The sequence below is a fragment of the Sphingobacteriales bacterium genome (genome assembly GCA_016700115.1).
GTDB lineage: Bacteria > Bacteroidota > Bacteroidia > Chitinophagales > UBA2359 > UBA2359.
Map to the genome: position 1 here is coordinate 5,850,505 of CP064999.1, position 18,550 is coordinate 5,869,054.

General features: G+C 45.2%; 6 protein-coding genes and 1 pseudogene. 1 reads left to right on the forward strand and 6 read right to left on the reverse strand.

Features of this window, described 5'->3' with window-relative positions; genetic code table 11:
- Nucleotides 1–43 precede the first annotated feature (43 nt).
- From IPM47_21180 to IPM47_21195, 4 genes are all read right to left on the reverse strand, one after another.
- Entirely contained in the window at nucleotides 44–385 is a 342-nt protein-coding gene (locus IPM47_21180) for a hypothetical protein (protein QQS29308.1), read from the reverse strand.
- A 1,157-nt stretch (nucleotides 386–1,542) separates the two neighbouring features.
- Nucleotides 1,543–5,802, reverse strand: a complete 4,260-nt coding sequence (locus tag IPM47_21185; GenBank protein ID QQS29309.1) for a response regulator — start codon at nucleotides 5,800–5,802, stop codon at nucleotides 1,543–1,545.
- Between the two features lie 276 nt (nucleotides 5,803–6,078).
- Nucleotides 6,079–7,458: a tryptophanase gene (locus tag IPM47_21190; protein QQS29310.1), complete on the reverse strand. Its 1,380-nt coding sequence runs from the start codon at nucleotides 7,456–7,458 to the stop codon at nucleotides 6,079–6,081.
- A 148-nt stretch (nucleotides 7,459–7,606) separates the two neighbouring features.
- On the reverse strand, nucleotides 7,607–16,558 hold the full coding sequence (locus tag IPM47_21195; protein ID QQS29311.1) for an HYR domain-containing protein: 8,952 nt from the start codon (nucleotides 16,556–16,558) through the stop codon (nucleotides 7,607–7,609).
- Between the two features lie 263 nt (nucleotides 16,559–16,821).
- Here IPM47_21195 and IPM47_21200 point away from each other — a divergent pair, with 263 nt between their 5' ends.
- Nucleotides 16,822–17,379: a helix-turn-helix domain-containing protein gene (locus tag IPM47_21200; protein QQS29312.1), complete on the forward strand. Its 558-nt coding sequence runs from the start codon at nucleotides 16,822–16,824 to the stop codon at nucleotides 17,377–17,379.
- Nucleotides 17,380–17,401: 22 nt separating this feature from the next.
- Here IPM47_21200 and IPM47_21205 read toward each other — a convergent pair whose 3' ends face one another.
- Together IPM47_21205 and IPM47_21210 are read right to left on the reverse strand one after the other, a co-directional pair.
- Nucleotides 17,402–17,872, reverse strand: coding sequence for a transposase (locus IPM47_21205; GenBank protein QQS31556.1), 471 nt, complete (start codon nucleotides 17,870–17,872; stop codon nucleotides 17,402–17,404).
- A 2-nt stretch (nucleotides 17,873–17,874) separates the two neighbouring features.
- A pseudogene (locus tag IPM47_21210) lies at nucleotides 17,875–18,501 on the reverse strand (IS1634 family transposase).
- Nucleotides 18,502–18,550 lie beyond the last annotated feature (49 nt).

The window sequence follows — 18,550 nt, forward strand, 5'->3', positions numbered from 1 at the left end:
TTGTGATTATGGTCTTGACAAGGTGCCGGGTATTTCATCCCAACTAATTGAACCACTTTTTCCATATACTTTTTTTGGCAGTTTCCCAGATATAGAGTTTGCGCCTTTCTTTGTAATAGCCACAAACAATCATGACTTCATATTCACCCGGTAGCAATGCGCTCAAGTCCATAAAAATAGTTCCACCGGAATTAGGGAGGTTATGTGCTGCTTCATATACCACATTGCCCTGATCTGACTTAATGATGACAGCCAACGCATGTTGTATGCTTCCACTGCAATTCAGATAGACCCCACCATCGGGCATAGGCGGGTTGGGAAATAAATCACCGATGATAATTCTGCTGTTGTTTGACATCATGTTTTGCGGGCGTACAGGATTCATAATAAGATTGTGATTGTCGCCGCAAATTTAGATTGCCCAATAGGATACAAAATGGACATATTGGGGGGTCAAAATGGACATTTTTGCCCCAATTCTTAAATATTTGCCCCCTGAACAACTATTTTCTAAGGTTTATACAAGAGAAGTTGGAGTTAAATCAGGCTAAGTCAATGTTTTAAAAAACGCTGTGAAACTCTGCGTCTTACTTTGTGCACTTTGCGATAAAAAAAATTGCAACTCAGGTCAGTTAAGTGCCTGTCCGACAACTAATTCCAAGTGAATAGCACTAAAAGAGCACCTGTTGCATCTTGGAGTTATACGGATTGCCAATTCATTATAGTCTAATCCAATTGTTCTGTATATCCCAAAATCTGGCGTTTTGGGATAAATGTAATGCAGTAGGCATATTATATTGGTAGAACAGCCGGTACAAGGAATCTCAATGCCGTAGGCATGTAATTTACATAGAACAACATCTTTTACAACCTTTATTACATTCCTACGGAATGATGATTACGGGTTGTTTTTCGTAGCTACCAATATATTATCCCTACGGGATAAGGATAACAAAATTGTTTCAGTTCCAAAAAATATCAACTGCCATTATCTTGAATGGACTATTTTAATATTACAATCCATATTAAAGGCAATTTTTATGATCTTGTATTGAATTTCGGTTTTAGAATTTTAATTCAAGTAACATTTCAATTACTTAGTGTTGTCGGATTAGCTCTTAGTTATTACAGGTTCACATTATTTTTCCCGCAGATAACGCAGATTTTCGCAGAATTTTCAGGGGTGCATTGGGAAATTGTAGGGGTACATTGAGTCATTGCACAGGTGATTTAAAGTATTGCAGAGGTGCATGAAGTCTTTGTGCAGGTGATTTGAAGCTTTGAAGGGGTGCAATAAGTCTTTGCACAGGTGATTTAAAACATTGCAGGGGTGCATTGCGTCTTTGCAAAGGTGATTTAAAGCATTGCAAAGATACATTGCTTCTTTGCACAGGTGATTAAAAGCAATGCAGGGGTGCATGAAGGCTATGTGCAGGTGATTCAAGCCAATGCAGGGGTGCATGAAGTCTTTGCAGGGAAACAAAAATCGCCTGCCATGGGCTTTATTATAAGTTTCCGGATTCTATTACATTCAGAAGAAAATCAGTGATGGATTGAACTATGAAGACTGGCGGAAGGGTAAATGCCAAAACGCTCTTTAAACTGTGCCGAAAAATACTTGATGTCCGAATAGCCAACCGCATACCCCACCTCTTTAATGGTGCTGAATTTACCCTGGTCCAAAAAAACTTTAGCAGTTTGAAGGCGCATTTCTCTGAGATACTGATAGGGAGCAAGCCCCGTTAGTTGTTTAATCCTTCGGTTAAACTGTCGTTGACTCAGATTCAGTTTGTCGGCAGCCCAATCCATATCAAACTGAGGCTCGGCAAGATATTGGGTAAAAACCTTTTCAACTTCTTCCAACCATAAAGCATCCACACTACTGATGATCATTTGCTTCTCCTCCGGCTTTTGGCTGTTTTTATTGGACGGGCTTTTTGCAAACTCCAACCTGTTATTGTAATTATCGAGCAGATTTTTTATCCTGACCTTCAGTTCTTCTTCCTCAAAAGGTTTGGTCAGGTAATCATCTACCCCTATGCGGAGCGCTTTAAGTTTCGACTTCAGGTCTTCGCGGGCAGTCAGCATAATAATGGGAATATGCCGGAAATTGTCGTTACTTTTTATCTTATCCAGCAACTGAAACCCATCCATAACCGGCATCATAATATCAGAAAGTATGAGGTCGGGAATTCTGCCGGACATAAGGATTTCGCAAGCCTCCTGACCATTGGTGGCGGAAATCACCTCATATTGGTCGCTTAGTAAAATGTTCAGATAATTTCGCAGGTCGTTATTGTCTTCCGTGATCAAAATTACCGGTTTAACGGCAATTGATGGATTGTTTCCTTCCGGCAATTGCAGATTACCATTCATTGAATTATTCGTCAAAACGTTGTCCAATTCGTTTGTAGTTGAAGATACAACCAGGTCGGCAGGTGCTTCGTTTTTGGGAAACTGAAAATAAAAAGTACTGCCCCTGCCCCACTCGCTTTCAACCCAAACAGTCCCGCCCATCAATAAAGCTAACTCCTTGCATAAAGAAAGCCCAATCCCGCTTCCGCCCTGTGTCGGAGCATTTTTCAGTTTGGACTGGAAATAGCGCTCAAAAATAAACGGCAGGTCTTCCGGGTGAATACCCGTTCCGTTATCAGAAACAACCACCATCAATTGTTCACCGATATCCTCAACCCTTAAAATTATAGTGCCTCCCTGATCGGTAAATTTGACAGCATTCGACAAAAAATTCAGAATTACCTTTTCCAACATTCCCACATCTGTCAGGATATTGAGTTGTGGGTCAGATAAATTTTCCAACCCAACTTCGATGGATTTACCATGATGGATAGTGCCGAACTGAGCAACTAAGGAATTGATAAACTCATGAAAATTGATGGCCGATTCTTTAACCTCCAAAAACCCCATTTCTAACTTGGATAGGTCTAATATTTCGTTGACCAACCGAAGCAATTGTTTGCCATTCTGATAAACAAAATTTAGCAATTGACGATCCTGAAACTCCAACACTTTACTTTTGAGCAACGTGGCTACAGGCCCGATAATGAGCGAAAGCGGGGTGCGTAACTCATGGCTGACATTGGCAAAAAATCTGGATTTCTGTCTTTCAAGCAATTTGAGTTCTTTTGCCTGTTGTTCAATCGTAACCTTATCCACCAAAATCTGATGCGTTCTTTCCTCGACAATTTTTTCGAGTTCCTGCTTTCGTTTGCGAAGCAATTGTGTCCGTCTTCTATAATATAGATAAGAGGCAAGCCCCAACATAAAGAGGGAAAGCAATAAAAACCAGATTTGAAGGTAAACCGGTTTGACAGCAACCACCTGAAGCGTCAACAAATTATCAGACCATTGTCCGTCCGGAGTCTGTCCTTTAATTTGAAGCCGGTGTTTGCCATAAGGCACGCTGCTGAAATTAACCACATTATCTTTAATAAAATGCCATTGACGGTCCACTCCGTTTAACAGATAGGCATACCGGTTCTTGCTTGTTTCCTCGTAATTGAGCAACATAAATTCCAATCTGAAAAAGCGGTCATCCGGCAACAATGTAATCGTTTTATCCCTTAAAAATGCGGACTTTCTTGTTTCAGAAATTTCCCCATCCTCTGTAAACTGCTGATAATCTGTGATGACTAAGGGCGGATTTATCTCAGATTCTGTTTCAGAAAAGCGATCGGGGTGAAAAAATGTAATCCCGTTTAAACCTCCGAAATATAGCGTTCCGTCTTTTGCTTTAAAATGTGAAACGCGGTTAAATTCATTGTGTGTTATTCCGTCACCGGTCAAAAAAGTTTCAGTACGGGTTGTATTTTTGTTAAAGCGCATGATGCCGTAATCGCTCGGCAACCACAGATTATCGCAGTTGTCATCATAAACCGCATATACTACATTGTTGCTTAGCCCATGAACCGTAGTGAACTGTTCGTAAAATCCGGATGCAGGGCTATATGAGTTTTGTCCGTTGGTAAAAGTGTGTTGCCGGTTCAAAGGTTTCCCCTTGTTCCAGTGTATCAGCCCGGAACCGCTTGTGCCTATCCAAAAAGAGCCGTCCGGGTCCTGATACATATACAAGAGGTTATCAAAAGGGAAATAATATTGGTTCTTCCCACCTGACCAATACCGTTCAAAAATTTTACCGGTCTGCACTTCTAAACCATACAATCCCCCGTCGCTAACTAACCATGTATTGCCGGTACGGTCTTTAAAGAACTGATAAGCAAATGAAACAGCCCCGTTCAGCTTTTCTAAAGGTGGCAACATCACAATCTTTTTGTTCTCTAAAAATCCGATTTCCCCACTATCAATCGAAAACCATATTTTTCCAAACTCATCTTCGTAAAACGTCCAAACACGGTAAAACATCCATTTAGTATCGGGATCCGATATTTTAAACAGTTCGTACTCCAGTGTAACAGGGTTAAACTGAACTATCTGATTTTCGCTTTGATAATATAAAAACCCTTTGCTGTCTTTAAACAGGGCTATAAAATAATTGCCGACCGGCAATTTGTCCTGAATCTCCTCAGAATGATTGACCATCGCTGCTTTGCCCGTTCTCCCGTCTATTTTCCAGAAGTTAAATCTGTTGTCCTGAACAACCCATAAATTTTCAGCATCATCCTGAACAATAGCGCGCATAGCCATTCTGTCGTTGCCTTCCGTATAAAGCAGTTTTGAAAAGTGGTTGGGTTTCAGTGTTATCAGATAAAAGCCGAACTGAGTGCCTAACCACAATCTGCCGCTCCGGTCTTGAAAAATGTCATTTACATAAGTAATGCCATCAAACTTATTTCCTGTTACAAGGGTATTTGAATTGTTGGATGGAATTCCCATAAAGCCCGCCCCCCCTTTATTATCTCCGGTACTCACCCACCAAAAGTTATGGGCCTTCAACACATTGTTATAGTAATCCCAGGAACGGGTATTGAGGGAGTAGCCGGTAAATAATTGCTCCGTTTCGGGGTCTTTAGTTCGCCTTCCATCAGGCATAATCTTGTAAAATTGGTTGGCCTTTCCACTTTGAGCTATAATATATTTGCAGTTTCCAAACGCGTCCATATCAATAATAGCCGAAAAGTCATAATCTTCATGCTTAAAACGTCTTAGTTCTTCGCCTTTTTCGTTGAAGGCATAGATGGTGGTCGAGCCTCCGTCCTCAGGAGATCCGGTAAACGGGATATTCAAAACCAACCAAATTAACCCTGAAGGCGAGCTGCTTAATGTCATCCCCTTTTTAGCCACTTCAATACAAAGTGGCATAGTTTTGAAACTGCCGTCATAAATGATTAACTCGCTGTATTGTGTTAAAAAAAGTAGGTGTCCGGCAGCATTGCGACAAAAGCTCAAAACATCTTTCGGAGCAAAGGGTGCTGTTTTTCCAAATACTTGTTCGAATGGTTCCGCCTTTTCTCTGACAGGGTCAAAAATGTCAATGTTTTTAATAGCTCCGAATGAGTGATGTTCTGTCGAAATCAACCACATCCGGCCATCTGCCCCCTCAATGATATTGGTGATATCGTTTGCCTGAAGTCCGCTTGTTTCTTTGGTGTACCATTTAAAATTCAACCCGTCAAACCGGTTTAATCCGTATTTGGTGCCCAACCAAATCATATTCTGCCGATCCTGATACACACTTTGTACATCGCGGTGCGACAAGCCATCTTCTATGCTAAAATGTCTGATTTGCACAAGGTATTCCCTGGCACTTAGGTGCACGGCAAATGTTAACCAAAGAATCAAGGTCAAAACCCTTATGCTATAGGGGTTAAAATTGGGAAATTGCATTCAGACAGGTTAGTTTTTATCTCAGACATTTCATCTGCAAAAATGCTTCTCTTCTTTGTAAAAGTTAAGCACCAAAACAGAACGGTTCTTAATTTTTCGCAAAAAAAAACAACAAATATTTGTTTTTTTGAGTTTATTGTTCTGCCAAATAACTTATAAGTATCTGACCTATCAAATAATTTACACTAAAATTACAATTTACGGGCCAAAGAGAGAGCATGTTGCAACCGGCTAAAAATCAGAAATAACCGGAAGCTGAAAACAAAGGAACTTCCATTAATCCAATAGTCCGAAATGAGCGGTAAAATGCCTTAAAAACTGAGGTTCTTTGGTAATTTTTAACCCCCTGACCTGTTGTCTGTTTGCCAGAATTTCATCAAACACCTCTATCACATAATCTATATGCGATTGTGTATAAACTCTTCGTGGAATCGCAAGCCTGACCAATTCCATGGGGGCGGGTATTAAATTTCCCCGTTCATCGTATTTGCCAAACATAACCGAGCCTATTTCAACACTGCGGATGCCGCCAATCCGGTACAGTTCGCAGACCAACGCCTGCCCCGGATATTGGTGAACCGGAATATGGTGATAGAGCTTTTTAGCATCCACATATACGGCATGACCTCCGACAGGATATATGATAGGCACGCCTTTCTGAAGAATCTGTTCTCCCAAATACTGTGTACTTGTTATCCGGTATTTCAGATAATCAGGCTCAAATACTTCTTCCAATCCAACAGCTACTGCTTCCATGTCGCGCCCCGACAAACCGCCGTAGGTGGTAAACCCCTCGGTAATGATAAGCAACTGCATACAGGCATCGGATAGCTCATTGTTTCTCAGTGCCAGAAATCCGCCCATGTTCACCAATCCGTCTTTTTTTGCACTCATTACCGCCGCATCGGCCAATGAAAACATCTCTTGCGCAATTTCGCGGTAGGTTTTTTGGGCATACCCCGTTTCGTTTTTATGAATAAAGTAGCTGTTTTCTGCAATCCGGCAGCAGTCTAAAATAAACAGGATATTGTATTGTCTGCACAATTGATGGACTTGTCGCGTGTTTTCCATGCTTACCGGTTGGCCGCCGCCGCTGTTGTTGGTTACGGTTAATATGACCCCGGCAACATTTTCGGCTCCAACTTTTTCAATCTGCTTCGCCAGTTCACTTACATCTAAATTCCCTTTAAACGGAAAGGGGGAGTTATAATCTCTGGCTTCCGGAACCGGAATATCAATAGCTGTTGCCCCGCTGTATTCGATATTGGCACGGGTGGTATCGAAATGAGTATTGCTGAAAAAGTATTTACCCTTGCCGCCGATATAGGTGTATAAAATTCTTTCCGCAGCCCGTCCTTGATGGGTGGGTAAAATATGCGGCATTCCGGTAAGTTTGTGTACGGCTTTTTCAAATCGTTTCCAGCTACGGGCACCTGCATAAGACTCATCGGCACGCATCATAGCCGCCCATTGATTGCTGCTCATGGCCGAAGTGCCGCTATCTGTCAGCAAGTCTATGATGACATGTCGCGATTTGAGGAGAAACGGGTTATAATGGGCATCTTTCAGATACTGCTCCCGCTGCTCCTGGGTGCTCATCGTAATCGGCTCAACTGTTTTAATCCGAAACGGTTCAATAATGGTTTTAAATTCCATGTATTAAATGATTTAACCGCAATATTACGGAGATTAACAGAGCTTATCAATTTGATTTGAACGATTTGTCCTGGATTTAAAAACAAAAATCCCCCTGAACCCGAAATAATCCTAAGTACAGGGGGATTTAACCATTAACCATTAAAAATTACCTCACCACCATCAGCTTAATCCGCTGAATTTGTCCGTTGGCAGGATGCAATACTGCATAATACAGGCCGGGCGTTAAAAGGCTCAGGTCTAACTCGAAATCGTAGTTGGTAAGTGCTTCCGTCTGCCCGTTGAACAGCGTTGCAACTTCTTTGCCTTCGGTGTTAAATACCGACAACGAAACATGTTCGGCTTCAACGGAGGTAAAGGCAATGGTAGTCAGTCCTCCGGTCGGGTTGGGATAGGCGGTCAGTTCTTGCACCATTTCCTCGCCGATCAAATCTGATTTACAAGCACTGACTGCTATCACTTTACTTGCCGTTGACTTGCAGCCGTTGCTTGCCGTAACGGTTACGGTATAGGTTCCTCCCATTGGCAGCGTTGCTCCGATACGGACAAATGCTGCCGTGTTGGCGGTCGGTCCATCGGGGAAGCTCCATAAATAGGAGGTACCTCCCGAAGCAGACTGAGAAAGGTTTGCTCCTACGCAGACCGACGACATTCCGGTAATCACCGCATTGGGCGATGCTAACACGGTAACGCTCTTGCTTGCTGTATTTGTACAACCAGCGGCATTGGTAACCGTTACTTTGTAAACCCCTGCCATAGCAGTGGTAGCACCGGGGCGTTCCATCGTTGCGCCGGTGTCGGTAAATCCGCCCGGACCGCTCCAGGCGTAGCTAACCCCTCCTGTTGCCGTAAAGGTAATGGTGGTTCCACTGCAAACGCTGGTTGCACCTGTAATGGTGATAACCGGTTTTGCATTGACCGTTACCAGCACACTTGCCGTTGATTTACATCCGCCTGTTCCTGTTACGGTAACGGTATATGTTCCGCTCATAGCCACAGTCGCATTGGCACGGCTGATATTGGCAGAGGTGGAACTAAAGCCCGGCCCGCTCCAAACGTAGGATGTTCCGCCCGATGCACTTAATATCAGCGTGCTACCCACACAGATATTGGTATTGCCCGTAATCACCGCATTGGGCAACGGATATACCGTGATGTTGCGGCTGTTGGAGGCCGTGCATCCTCCTGCGTTAGTTACCGTAACTACATATACTCCCGACATGGCAGGTGTTGAGTTGGGAATTGACAATACATTGCCCGTTGCACTATACCCGCCCGGGCCGCTCCATTGATACGACACACCGCCCGATGCCGTCAGGGTAATCGTTGTGCCTGCACAATAGGTCAGCGTTCCCGTAATATTGGCAGATACCGTTGAGGTGGTTACACTCACCGTAACTGCTTTGATGCCCGTACATCCGTTGGCATCGGTTACCGTTACAGAATAGCTGCCCCCGGTTCCGGCTGCCGCCGTGCGGGTCATGTTTGCTCCGTTAAACGTAAAGCCGCCCGGCCCGCTCCATTGATAGGTTACCCCACCAGTTGCCGTCAGGTTGATGATGCTGCCGGTGCATACTGCCGTCGCTCCGGTAATGGTAATCACCGGTGCCGCATTGACCGTTACATTCATACTTGCCGTACCGATACACCCGTTGGCATTGGTTACTGTTACGGTATAAACCCCACTCATCGGTGCAGTTGCATTGACCCGCGTTAAAACAGCACCACTGTTGGTATAGCCTCCCGGTCCGCTCCATTGATAGAAATTGCCCCCTGTTGCGGTCAGCATGATTGTATTGCCGATGCAGAGGTTATTCACCCCTGTGATACCTGCCACCGGATTGGTATTTACCGTAATCAGGGTCGTTATGATGGTTTCAATGCATCCATTTCCGGCACTGATTGTAACCGTGTATAGACCTGTCATGTCTGTCGTGGCATTTGGGCGATTCAGGATTGCTCCTGTTGCCGTATATCCGTTTGGTCCGCTCCACTGATAGTTCGTTCCGCCATTGGCTGTCGTGCTGATGGTTTCTCCTTCGCAAATACTGCTGGTAATACCGGATACATAGCCAATCGTTTCATTGCCTTCGTTGATTGTCAGGTCGAGTATTTCAGTCGTACAACCCACCGTATGGGTATAAATACCCGTCTCGGTATAGGTCTGCCCGTTTACCGGCCAGGTATAACTAACGCACGCAAACATATAGGTCGTATTCGTGGTGTTGCCTCCGTTCGCGATGGTTAAATCCAGGGTTTCCGTATGACAACCGACTAAGTGATGATAAAGCCCCGTTGCAGTATAGGTCAGACCCGTTATCGGCCAGAAAAAACTGTTACAGGTACTTACGGTCGTTACATTGAAAGTGGTTGGTATTACCGTTACTACCACACTTGCAGTATTCACACATCCGTTGCCGTTGGTAACGGTTACCGTATAGGTGCCGCTTGTGGTAAACGAATTTAACGCCTGATTGGGCGTGTTGCCGCCACTCCACTGATAGCTTGTCCCTCCGCTTGCCGTCAGAGTAACGATGCTGCATCCGGTAGGTGTTCCGTAAATCGCTGGAGCAACCGGATTGGGCACTGTTACCGTAAACGAACAAGTTCCAATATTGCCCACTGCATCAGTTGCCGTAACCGTTACGGTGGTGGTGCCAATGCCAAAAGTACTGCCCGATGCCGGGTTAGCTGTCGAGGTCGCTCCGCAATCGTCCGATGGAGCAGGAAGGGTGAAATTAACGGTAGCAAAACACTGTCCGGTATCAACCCCTTGAATGATATTGGCCGGACAATTGGCAACAGGAGGCGCGGTTCCGTTGATGGTAACTGTAAACGAGCAGGAAGAACTGTTGTTGGAGGCATCGGTTGCCGTAACTGTTACGGTGGAGGTGCCAAGACCAAAACTGCTGCCCGATGCAGGATTGGCAACCTGAACAACAGAACAGTTGTCGCTTGCCGGTGGAAGCGTAAAGCTAACCGCCGTGTTGCAAACTCCGGTACCTACTGTTTGCGTGATACTTGCCGGACATTGTGCAACCGGAGTTTGGTTGTCGGTAACTGTAACGGTAAAGCTGCAGGTTCCGGTATTGTTTGCCGCATCCGATGCGGTTATCTGAACGGTAGTTGTTCCCACTGCAAAATTGCTGCCCGATGGGATGTTCGAAAACTCAGAAGGGTTACCCGTGCAGTTATCACTTGCAGGGGGAATGGTAAAGGTAATTGGTGCAAAACATTGTCCCGGACTTGCCGGTTGTGAAATGTTTGACGGACACACCGCTAACGGAGGTGTTACATCGTTGACCGTAACCGTAAACGAACAACTCGTGCTGTTGCCTGCTCCGTCTGTTGCTATTAGGACTACTGTGGTCGTTCCGACAACAAAAGAGCTGCCCGGCAAATGCGTGCTCACTAAGGTTGCACCCGTACAATTGTCGGTCGGTGTAGGAAGGGTAAATGGCACTGATGCCTCACAGGTTGAAGGATTGCTCGCCTGAACAATGTTGGACGGACAGCTTAGACCGGGCGCATCATTGTCGTTCACCGTAAACGTAACCGTACATCCCGCAGTATTTCCCGAAGCATCTGTTACGGTCAAAGAAACAGGAATAGTACTTCCATGCGAGACACCGGTATATACTCCTGCTGCAATGCTTTGCGTAACAGCAGGTACCGCCAATCCGCAGTTATCAGAAGGAATGACCAATGGCACTAAATTGGGTATGACTACCTCACAGTTATTGTTGCCCGTCGTGTTCAGTGTCAAAGGAGGTGTCGGACAGGTAAAGGTTGGTGGCTGATTGTCGGTAACCGACACCGTAAACGAGCAGGTAGTTGCCAGGTTGCCCGAAGCATCCACTCCGCTATACGTTACAGTCGTTACACCCGGATTGAACGACACATTGTTGATGTTTGCCCCGTCGGAAATGCCCGAATTAGAGCTTGTTGTTGCGCCGCTAAGACCAAAGCCCCAGGTAACTCCCGGACAATTATCATAAATCGGGTCAACCAGCGTAAAGGTGGCATTACAAGAATTAGGAGCAGTATTGAACACCTGATTGGACGGACAGGTCAAGGTCGGTGCCTGAATATCTAATACCGTTACCGTAAACCATACTGTCATCGCCAGGTTCGAGGCTTCATCAATCCCGTTCAGGGTAACGTTGGTAATCCCTTTGTTAAACGAGATCACATTGCTGTTGCTGCCATCGGCTATGCCGGAGGAAGCACCAAAAGTAGCACCGCTCAGGGTATAACTCCAGGTGGCCACGCAGTTGTCGGTCAACGGATCTATGATGGTGTAGTTGGCAGCACAGGTATTCAGAATGGTATTCAACACCTGATCGCCCGGATTGGCAAGCGTGGGTGCATCGTCGTCGTTCACCGTAATCACCACCGTACAGGTTGTTGTATTAGCCGGACTTGCACTGTCGGTAGCGGAGTATTGAACGGTAATCGTTGCCCCGTGATAGACCCCCGTATTATAAGCCCCTGCGGGAATGGTTTGCGCCTCGACAATACTACCCGAAGCCGTGCAGTTGTCGGTAGGACTAAGCATCGCCACATAGTTGGGAATGGTAATTTCGCAGCTTGACCCGGCATTCGTGTTGATAACAGTCGTTGCCGATGGACAGGTAACCACCGGAGCATCGTCGTCATTCACCGTAAAGGTAATCGTACAAGTAGTCGTATTAGCAGGTGTTGCTGCATCCGTAACCGTAACGACAACAGGAATGGTATTGCCATCCGATACGCCACTATAAGCCCCAGCAGGGATGCTTTGAGTAACCGGAACAGCCGCCAATCCACAGTTGTCGGCAGCATCGGAAACCATCGCCACCAAATCGGGTATGCTTACTTCGCAACTACCGTTGCCGGTGGTATTTAACACTAATGTTGGCGTGGGACAGGTAAAAGTCGGCGCATCGTCATCGTTTACGGTAATCGTAACGGTGCAAGTGGTGGTTTTGGGCACGGTTGCCCCATCGGTTGCCGTATAGTTCACCACCACAGTCGCTCCATCGCCACTGACGTTATATGCCCCTGCCGGAATAGTTTGTGCTTCCACAATGCTGCCCGAAGCAGTGCAGTTGTCCGTAGGGCTTAACAGGGCTGCATAGTTGGGAATGGTGATTTGACAACTCGCGCCCGCATTGGTATTGATGGTGGTCGTTGTAGCAGGGCAGGTTACGCTGGGGGGCTGATTGTCAACAACGGTTACGGTTTGGCTGCAAGTGGCGGTAATGCCGGCTGCATCGGTTGCCGTCCAAACTACGGTCGTGTTGCCAACGGGATAAGTGGTGGGGGCGTTGTTGGTTAAACTGCCAAATACACCACCTACCCAGTTAGAAGTTGCTCCCGTTAGTGCAAAATTATTCAATGTGCCTGTACGGCTGTTGCCCGAAGCATCAATAGCAGTATTGATACCTGCATTTGCTCCTCCTGCGGTTCCCTGATTAAGATGATAAACTGCTAACAAGCCCGGTTGTGCGTTTAGTTCAGCATTCATATTCGCAGAAATTTCGACTGCTGTTCGTGTAACATTCCATATCCGGATTTCATCTAACTTACCATTAAAATAAGGATCGGCATACTGTGATCTTCCTATCCAGTTGTTTACCGTACCTCCTACAATTGATGGGGTATAGGTGAAGGAAATATTGGTTGCCACTAAAATGCCGTTGATATACATTCTGGCAACGCCGCCTCCTAATGTAACTGCTATATGCTGCCAGGTATTTAAGGTTAATGGGCTGGGTGCGGAAATTATTTGCTCACCAACACCATAATTAATGGCAAAACGCGGTCGGCCTGCACCATCATAAGAGGTTGTGAAGAAAATATTAACACCCGGAGCATTCCCAAAATCAAGAATTCGTTGCCATCCGCTGTTTGATCTCGGGTAAACCCAAGTTTCATAAGTGAAGTTTGTAACAGTTGACAGATTGGCTGTGAACGAAATGTAATCATTCGAGCCATCAAAATCCAGAGCATTGCCATATATCGTACAATTATCGCTCACCGTTGGCGCCGTCAATGTGGTTGTGCCTGTACAAAGTCCGGGAGTGTTGTTGATGGTAACAGTTCCGGCGCAGGTAATAGTGGGCTGCTCGTTGTCGGTTACGGTAATGGTAAAAGAGCAGGTGGTGGCAGTGTTGTTTGCCCCATCGGTAGCGCTTAGTGTAACAGTGGTAACCCCTTTTTGGAAGGTAATGATTGAGCTGGCACTGCCGTTGGCTATTCCCGAAACATTGGCAGGATTACCATTGGAATTCCCCGAAAAAACAGCACTCCATGTGCCACCCGTGCAATCATCCGACATAGGGTTGAGTATGGTGTAACCGCCGGTACAATCGCCAGTACCATTGCTGTCAGTAGTAACCGCTTGATTGATAGGGCAGACCAAGGTTGGAGGTGTCGTATCTGATGAATTAGATATGGCAATACTCGCCGTTGCCGTACAACCGCCCGTTCCGGTTACGGTTACCGTATAAGTTCCGGCAACAGCAAAGCTATTGGCAGCCGTTGAAGGAGTTGCGCCGCCACTCCAGGCATAGCTTGTGCCGCCGGTGGCGGTAACGTTGATGGCAGTAATAGTGCAGGTAAGTCCTGTTGTGCCGGTGTTGTTGGTGATGCCGGCAGAAACCGGTGTACATACTCCCGGCACCGTAGTTACGCTACTTGTGGGGCTTGCTATATTATTGTCTATTATGCATGCGCAACGGGTGAGTACCGTTATGGGGGTGGTTTGATTGTAGGTGGGCAGCGTGGTAGTCCAACTGCTTCCGCCATTGGTAGAGTATTGCAGGATAGAACCGGCGGGGCAGGCAGTAGCCGGCGGGGCTATAACGCCACCGCTAAGGGTACAGCCGGCGCAGGTACTTTGACTGCTCACTATGGCGGCGGGGGCTGCTGCGGTTAAAGTGACGCAAACTCCTCCTTCATAAGCACCCAAGTCCACTGTCGTATTTTGTATGCGGGCTGCGCCTATGATATCAGTGGTAATGCCGGAGGGAATGAGGCTGTTATCACCCGTATCAATGGCGGGGCTGCTGCTTAGCAGGCGGATGCCGTCATCGGCAGTGCGGTGTATATTATCAGCGCCATCGGGGTCGGCGGCATTTACAAAGATGGGGTCGGCATTGCCGTTAGTATTCGGGCAGTTGGTACAGCTTCCATAACCGTCTTGTACTATGGAGTTGTTAACGGTGGGCGTGCCACCAATTCCACTGTTATTATCCCAAATGATACAGTTATTGACTATGGTGGCAGTTGATGTAGCATGTATACCGCCTGCGCTTGTGGGAGCTAAGTTGTCGGTAAAGGTGCAATTGCTAATGTTTGCAACACCGGTATGCATACCACCTCCGGTACTGGCTCTGTTTTCAACAAAAGCGCAGTTGCTAACTACGGGGAGGGCGGTAGAAAAGCTTCGTATTCCGGCACCGTTAGCAGCCCCGTTATTATAGAAAGTGCAATGACTGATGGTGGGAGACGAGGATAATTCAATAGATATTCCACCCCCACCAATACCCCTATTATCAATAAAAGAGCAGTTGCTGATGGTAGGCGATGAATCACGGCTTCGTATTCCGCCGCCGTTATCCCCATAATTAAGGGTAAAAGTGCAGTAACTGATGGCAGGTGCGGACGAACTGATATTATACATGCCACCGCCACCTTGTGTGCTTAAGGGGGCATCATTACCGGTAAAGGTAACATTGGTAATGGTGGGAGAGGAGGCATGGTTATACATTCCAGCGCCTGAATGCCGCGAAATACTTACCCCTTCTACCGATATACTACTGTTGATTTCTGCATGTCCCCCACTTACTGTAAAACCGTCTAATATAGTGGTAGCAGCATCAGATACAGAGAGTACTACATGATAGGCGTTTTCGGTATTGCCGGTGATGCTTAGTAAGATGTTTGTACCGCTAATTACATCGTCATTATTAAAATCGCCGCTGAGTATGGTAGGGTTGGCGGTGATGTTGCGTGTGCCACCGCCGTTGGGGAAACCGCCATATAAGGCTACACCATCGGGCAGGTGAAAGGTAACATCACGGACATCATCAGTGGTCATTTCAAAACCACTACTATACGGTTTTTTGGTTGGCTTGTAGGTACCGGCTGCTACATTGATGGTATTGAATACTGCGGAGCAATGTGCCAAAGCCAATGCTTCATCTAAGGTTTTAAAGGCGGTAGCCCACGAGTAACCGTTGCCGCTTGAGGCTATAGATGCATCTACATATAATGTGCTTCCTACCGAAGCAATAACCGTGTAACCGTAGTTGCTGCCGCCATTGTTGTCAATATTTAAGGTACTCATATCGTGTGCTATCTGTCCATGTGAAGTTACACTTGCATTGATGTTTGCCAGGGTTCTGTTGCTGGAATACACATAATAACTCACCACACTTGATTCAGGTAGAGCAGGTATGGTAGCGATGCCCAGTGTGCCGCTAAAAGTAGCTTGCACTATGGTAGAAGTAGCATAAGCATCGGTAGTATATCGCACAAATACGTTCTCGCCCGATGTGAGATTGGCAGAAAGGGCGATACTAATCAACACCGACTGATTGGCGGCAGGTGTTGCCAAACATCGGGTAACTGAGGTGATGCTTTTAGGATTGTAAGTGGTTTCTAATACCGCCATATACAGGTTATCAGGAGCAGTTTTGTCTTCTATATTAAAGGTATAATAGCGTCCGCTAACAGTAGTAGCTAAAGTGCCGGAACTGCCGCCGTTGCTGCTGTTGAATAAAGCTGAGCCGGTACCGCCTACGGGGGGTATGACCGAATTAAAAGCTACGGCACCTGTGCCTGATGCGTAAGGTCGCCACACATTGCCCGGATAGCTGCAAGTTTCCGGAAACTCCCACGTAACACCGGATGAACTTACGTTAGCTTGTATGCGAGCCTGACGAAACGCACCTAAATCTGTAAGGGTGGTGCAGGTAAAGGGACTTCCATTGAGGTTGTTGGTGCCTACTGCTCCGGGTTGTGCTTCTGTTTCATTAGAAAAACTAAAAAAAAGGCTACATAAAGCCATGGCATAAAATACACTTTTTATTATAGTACTACTCCTGTTCATATTTTGGTATTAATTGAATAAAAAGATAAAACATGTAAAATTTGAGGAAATTAAAAGAATGGATGGGCAAGAACAAAATAGATTATATCTATAAAAGCGTTTAAGTTGATTAGCTTTTAAGTTTGAGTGTAAAAAGACGGGTGCAAAAATATAAAAATTTCATTCCAAATGATTGTTAATACAGAAATGAAAAACAATTTAGCCTTGATTTAGTAATTGTGTTATTAATTTTATCTTTGTCATTTTAAAACCGAGTCATAGTTATGTCAAAGGCACTATATATACCTGTAAAAGAGAGTTTTGAGGAAATAAGGAAACTACTTCGTCAGTCACCTGCGATGATTCGTTTACGACTGTTGATGTTGATAGAGATGAAGAAGGTCGGAGAAAAAGGTATTACGAAGCAGCAGTTAATGGAACGAGTAGGGGTATGGGGTCAAAGTATTAACACATGGCGTAAAAATTATAGAACAGGGGGAATAGAAGCCTTGCTTCACAATGGCAGAAAAGGAAAAACAGGCAGACACTCGGTGTTTACGCAAGAAGAACAAGATAGAATAGAAGAGAAGTTAAAGGATCCCAATAATGGTTTGGCGGGGTATATAGAGTTGCAGCAATGGGTAGAGCAGGAATTTAAAAAGGAAGTTAAGTATAACACGCTACTAAAATATGCGGGCAGGAAATTTGGCAGCAAAGTGAAGGCAGCACGCAAAAGTCATGTGAAAAAGGATGCGGAGGCTGTAGTTTTTTTCCTGACTTTGACAGTTAAATTTCACAAACCATTGATAATCAGCGAGTTAAGTTTCCTAAAAATGGCATAGTTGCCACTACAAAACGGGTTATTTAGTTCGCTGGAGCTAAGTCTTTGAACGGAGGGATACGAAATGCCGAAAGGATTTTGTTGGTTAATGCTGTGTCAGCACCTTTCAGCAAGTACTTTTTATCATCAATTGTTAGTTCAGACAATTGCATTTGATTGAGTTCTTCTTTAATACTGCATGGACTTAAGTTGATGTTTGCAAACTTTAGGGTTAGTTCCACCGTCCGTTCGAGCATGAATGCTAAAAAACAGGTCATGAAATGTCCTTTTATCCTTTTGGGTGTCCAATGAAAAATTGGTCGAGTGGATAGGGTGGTCTTCAATACCCGGAAACTTTCTTCTATTTTCCATAATTGATGGTAGTTTGCCAAGACTTCTTCGTTCGTCATATCCGTTTTACTATACTGTATGCCGTAGTAACCATCCCATTTTGCATCTTCATCTATTCGTTCTTGGTCTATTTCAGCAGCTTTTGTATTGGTACTCTCCGCCATTTTCAGGAATCGGTTAGCCCCTTTTTGTTTTGCAAGTCCGCTCCGTTGTCTAATTTGACTTTTGCTTTTTGTATTTGTCTTTCCCTGTCTCTTGCGTCTTTGGCTGCCCTTTTGGCACTCCAAGTAATTAGGAGTTTATCTTGCAATTTTTGTTTCTTTTTATTGGCATCGCTGTAGGTTGTTTCGTAATCCAACACTTTCCAGCTAAATGTTACTTCACCCGTATCCTCGCACACAGTCTTTGTCTCCATATCATTGGTTGCCAAAATCTTTTGTACCAACTTTTGGGGCATCGATTTTAAGCGGGCACTAACAATGTAGTCATAACCCGCTTGACGTATTAAATGAAAATTTTCTTTCGAGTTGAGACCTTTGTCGGCTACTACAATGACTTTTCTTATATTAAACTGCTTTTCTAACATTTTCAGCGCATCTACCATCGTCTGACCATCAAAAGTATTACCCGGAAAAAGATCGTAGCCTATCGGTCTGCCTGTGCTATCTATAAATAAGCCCATCACCACTTGTACTTCATTAAACTTTCCAGCTTTGCTAAACCCAAATTCGCGTAAAGCATCTGCTCTGTTTGTCTCAAAGTGATAATTCGTTACATCATAAAAGCAACTTCGATGGGCTTAGCATAAACGCCTTTTTTATGGTAAAACAGTTGTGTCTCAA

What these genes read in the sequence shown, in the direction of transcription:
- IPM47_21205 (QQS31556.1), bottom strand. Translation starts at nt 17,872, where the DNA reads ATGGCGGAGAGTACCAATACAAAAGCTGCTGAAATAGACCAAGAACGA.
- IPM47_21185 (QQS29309.1), bottom strand. Translation starts at nt 5,802, where the DNA reads ATGCAATTTCCCAATTTTAACCCCTATAGCATAAGGGTTTTGACCTTG.
- IPM47_21180 (QQS29308.1), bottom strand. Translation starts at nt 385, where the DNA reads ATGAATCCTGTACGCCCGCAAAACATGATGTCAAACAACAGCAGAATT.
- IPM47_21200 (QQS29312.1), top strand. Translation starts at nt 16,822, where the DNA reads ATGTCAAAGGCACTATATATACCTGTAAAAGAGAGTTTTGAGGAAATA.
- IPM47_21195 (QQS29311.1), bottom strand. Translation starts at nt 16,558, where the DNA reads ATGAACAGGAGTAGTACTATAATAAAAAGTGTATTTTATGCCATGGCT.
- IPM47_21190 (QQS29310.1), bottom strand. Translation starts at nt 7,458, where the DNA reads ATGGAATTTAAAACCATTATTGAACCGTTTCGGATTAAAACAGTTGAG.